The sequence below is a fragment of the Candidatus Margulisiibacteriota bacterium genome (assembly GCA_028706105.1).
Classification (GTDB): domain Bacteria; phylum Margulisbacteria; class Riflemargulisbacteria; order GWF2-35-9; family DYQY01; genus DYQY01.
Genome location: JAQWCF010000110.1, coordinates 1 through 4,664, shown reverse-complemented (window position 1 = coordinate 4,664; position 4,664 = coordinate 1). Strand labels below are relative to the sequence as shown.

The window sequence follows — 4,664 nt, the reverse complement described above, 5'->3', positions numbered from 1 at the left end:
CAGAAAATGATTCTTGGGCAACGTTCCTTGATAGTAACATGGCTGACCAATTAGTTAGCTCTAATTTTATTTTGTTGGAAAGGAATTTTAAATACGTAGACAAAATGCTTCAAGAAAGAACTAATAAGAGTTATTCGGTATATTATGAAGAAACAAAGCTAGCTCAATTAATAAATAAAATTAGCATCACCGATATTAATGTTAAAGATTTACTCAATAAAGAAGTAATGGATTTTTTTGAAAAAGATAGAAATAGCGTGTACTTAGTGCCGACTCATTTAAAACCTGCTGAATATATGGTTTCTTACCGTATTCTAGAGGCTCAGTTGCATTATTCTTATCATGAATCACCCTGGTTAGTTAGTTTTTACAATAATACTTTGGGTGTTTTGGCTAATTTTGTTAATAGTGCGGTCAGAGAGTCTGATTATTCTGTAAATATAAACAGAAAAGGTCACTTAAAAATTCAGTTAAATGTCACTAATACTAAAACAGGTGAAATTGTTTATGCTAAGAACATAGATAGTTTTTTCAGTGATGTGTTTAAGGGGGATGAAAGATTGTCCTATCAGGATTTTTCCTATTACTTTATTGCACCAAAGACAAAGAAAACTATTGCCGATAAAGGTCAGAGTATTATGTCTGTTGGGTATAAGTACCAAGGAATCCAAAATCATTTAGTACATGCAAACTATGACATGATTTCTAATGTATGGGTTTCTGCTTATTATGATCTCGACCTTCAAAACAATCTCTCTTATTTGGGGCTAAAGTATGGCGTCCCTTTGCAAGCAGGCGCTTCTTCTGCCTTCATTCCTTTTGTAGGCGTCTCTTATAGTAATAAAGCGCTTTTTACCTATGGGTTTGATATATATTATCGGCTGTTTAATGTTCTTCAATTGGGATATACAGTAGAAAGTAATCGTAGTGGAGATATCCTTAACAATGGAGATAAGTCTATAACAATAAAATGGCTGTTAGATTAGCCTTATCACAGATATAATAGGAATATCGTTATGAATATAATTCGAGATACTGTGATGAAAAAAATCATAAAAATTATAATTACTTGTAGTATATTATTTTCTTTTTCTATGGCTGCAGAAGAAGCTGTTCACCTTTCTTTCAATGACTCTGCCTCTGTAATCGCTTATCAGCAAAACAAGAATAGAGAAACTCAACATCTGTTAGATCGTGTATATGGTGTTGAACGAGTTATGGTGGATATTAAAGTTAATGTGATCAAAAAAGAAGAAGTTCTTTCTCAGCCTACAAATCTATTGCTTCCTGGTGTTCCCAATCAAATAATCGAACCTCCAAGAGTTGGCACTGTCTATTATCTTACTGGATATGACATAAGCATTTGGATAGCACCTGACGTCAGAGACCAGAACACTGTGGAAGAAATGATTAAAGATGTCATGGAGTTTAATAAATATCCGCAAAGTACAATTGTAACTAATCGAGCCATAGATAAAATTAACAAGCCGTCGGATTTGTTTACCCAAGAAACCATCAACGGGATCAAGGAAATAATTAATACCATTAATATAAGTATCAGGTTGCCAGAAATAGGTGCAGTAATAAGTGCGGCTGTTTCTTCCAATTCAAGTCTTAATGCCAGCATGAAGTCACAGATGGATATTAACAATTTAATAGTAATAATCATTGGGTTTTTGGTAATAATGATTGTTGTTGTTTTATTAATTGTAGTGTTTACTAGGCCCAAAAAAGAAACAGCTGTTGTGGGAGCTGGAAAATCTGGTGATGGTGAAACAGCAAGTTCTACGGCAGCCGCAGGTGGAGCAGCGGCAGGAGCGCAAGGCGGTGTTGGTGGAATGGGGAGCGATTTTTCTTTAGATGTTTCTCATAAACAAGCAACTGATGATGAGGAAATCAGCGGGCATACCAAAAGTGAGCTTTTTACCTTTGTGGATGAGTCTAATATTTTTAAATTAGCCTTTATTTTGCAACAAGAGAAGCCGAAAGGAAAAACAGCGGAAATGGATGAATATTGGCAAAATGTTGCGATAATTGTTTCGTTTTTACCTAGTCATTTATCAAGGATAATTTTTATGAAATACAGTATTGAAGAGCAATCAGAAATCATTCCTTATTTAGCTTACGAAATAGATTATCCCATTGAGCAAATTCAGGAACTAGAAAAGCAGTTTAACGAAAAACTCGCAAACCTAGTATTGGTGGGCGGTAAACGTTCAGTTATGCCTATTTTAGATAAATTCTCTAACCAAAAGAAAAGTGAATTAGCTAAACAACTTAGCGAGAAGCATCCAGACGTATTAACAGAAATTCGAGATATGATTATTCTGTTTGAAGACCTTACTTTATTGCCAAAAGATTCTTTGACCAAATTACTGATGGAAGTAGACCCCAGCATTCTTGCTTTGTGTTTTATCAATATGCCAGAGGATGAACGAAACGACATCTTCTCTGACTTGGCGGAAGGTTTGCGAGCAATGATTAACGAAGTTATAGACCTTCGTAAGGATAATTATACTGAGGTTGAAGTTCAGGACGCGACAGATACTCTTATTGCACAAGCAAAAGCACTTAACAGAAAAGGGATTATCAAGCTAAATCTTACTGGTTTTGGTGATCAAGAGGGTACAACTTCACAGTTAGAAATAGACAAACTTTTCGAAGACGATAATTAAAGAATGCTGTTTATTTGTTTAGGCGACTTCGTCGCTGGTTTATGTGTTTTGTTATTCCAGCTGTTTTAATTGTCATTCCCTCGTAGGAGGGAATCCATTCCTTAAGAATACTGGATCCCCGGAACAAGTCCGAGGATGACAATGCGTGAATATCTTAAAATCCATTACCAATTTTATAGTTATGGTTTATTTTAACTATTTACTGTTAACGATTAACGGTTTACGATTAATCAATAACAAGCTGATTGGAGAACAATTTGATTCGAGTTGGAAATGGGTTTGATGTTCATGAATTTAAAGAAGGAAGGGATTTAATTCTTGGTGGAGTTAAGCTTTCTTATCCGTTAGGTCTTAATGGACATAGTGACGCAGATGTTGTAACTCATGCCATTATGGATGCTCTGTTAGGAGCTGCTGGAAAGGGAGATATTGGTGTGCATTTCCCTGACACAGATGGTGCCTATAGTGGTATTTCTAGTTTAATTTTATTGCAAAAAGTAGTAAGTATTATTGCTCCTTATAGTATAAATAATATAGATGTTACTATTCTTGCCCAAGAACCTAAGATGGCTCCGCATATTCCACAAATGAAAACAAACCTTGCTGATATAATTGGTGTATCCATAGACCAAATTAATATAAAAGCCACCACTACGGAGAAGCTGGGATTTATCGGGAGAAAAGAAGGAATTGCTGTTTTAGCAGTTTGTTTAATAACAAAGTAGGCTTTAGTGATTTATTTAGTCTTTTGCATCTTGTATTTGCCTTAAGCATTCAGCTTTGAGCTTTGAGCTTTGAGCTTTTAGCTTTATAATTAAATCATGTTGAAAATATACAATACACTTACAAGAAAAAAAGACGAATTTATTCCAATAAAGAAAAAAAAAGTTAAGATTTACGTTTGCGGAGTTACTGTTTATGACCTTTGTCATATTGGTCATGCAAGAGCTTATGTTGTTTTTGATGTTGTGCGGAGAGCTTTTGAATATTTAGGGTATAAAGTTACTTATATCCAAAACTTTACAGATGTAGATGACAAAATATTAAACCGTGCCAAAGAACAGGGGATAGATGCCTTAGAATTATCCAAAAAAATGATTTCTGAGTATTTTACAGATATGGATATGCTCAATATTAAGAGAGCAGATAACTACCCAAAAGTAACAGAGCATATTCCTCAAATTATTAAGTTTGTAGAAGAGTTAGAAAAAAAAGGAATTGCTTATGAATCGCAAGGTGACGTTTATTTTGACATAAGTAAATTTAAAGATTATGGTGATTTCTCTTGCCGAAATCTAGAAGACATGCAGGCTGGAGCCAGAGTAGAGGTAAATGCTAGCAAACGTAACCCCTCTGATTTTGTGCTTTGGAAGGGTGACGATAAAAGTAATTTAACTTGGGAAAGTCCTTGGTCTGAAGGCCGACCTGGTTGGCATATTGAGTGTAGTGTAATGAGCAGAGAATACTTAGGAGATACCTTTGATATTCATGGCGGCGGACAAGACTTGGTTTTTCCTCATCATCAAAACGAAATAGCCCAAACCGAGGCTTTAACTGGTAAAAAAATGGCTAATTATTGGATGCATAATGGTTTTGTGCGGATTGATAACGAGAAGATGAGTAAATCCTTAAATAATTTTTTCACTGTTAGAGAGGTACTTAAAAAATATTCAGCAATGGATTTAAGGTTATTTTTCTTAATGACACAATATCGTATGCCAATTAACTATTCTGACCAAGAGTTGGAACAAGCAAAAACTGCTGGCGATAGAATTAGAAGTGTTTTGATGCTACAAGACTTGCAAGAAACAAAGGTTGATTTGTCAGAATATAAAGAGGAGTTTGTTGCCTCCCTAGAAGACGACTTTAACACTGCCAGGGCATTAGCAGTTATTTTTAATTTATTAAAAGAATTAAATAAATCACATTCTCAAGAGATATATAACTTATTTGTGGAATTTTTAACTGTTTTAGGTTTAGAAAAATATA

General features: G+C 34.5%; 4 protein-coding genes. All 4 read left to right on the top strand.

Going from position 1 to position 4,664, the window contains the following annotated elements:
• Positions 1-986: hypothetical protein (locus tag PHF25_08785; protein MDD4528105.1), on the top strand; the 986-nt coding region annotated here is incomplete at its 5' end.
• A 30-nt stretch (positions 987-1,016) separates the two neighbouring features.
• Entirely contained in the window at positions 1,017-2,675 is a 1,659-nt protein-coding gene (locus PHF25_08780) for a FliG C-terminal domain-containing protein (GenBank protein ID MDD4528104.1), read from the top strand.
• 260 nt (positions 2,676-2,935) lie between these two features.
• Positions 2,936-3,400, top strand: coding sequence for a 2-C-methyl-D-erythritol 2,4-cyclodiphosphate synthase (ispF, locus tag PHF25_08775; GenBank protein MDD4528103.1), 465 nt, complete (start codon positions 2,936-2,938; stop codon positions 3,398-3,400).
• Between the two features lie 96 nt (positions 3,401-3,496).
• Positions 3,497-4,664, top strand: a 1,168-nt coding sequence (cysS, locus tag PHF25_08770; protein MDD4528102.1) for a cysteine--tRNA ligase, incomplete at its 3' end; no start/stop codon positions are given.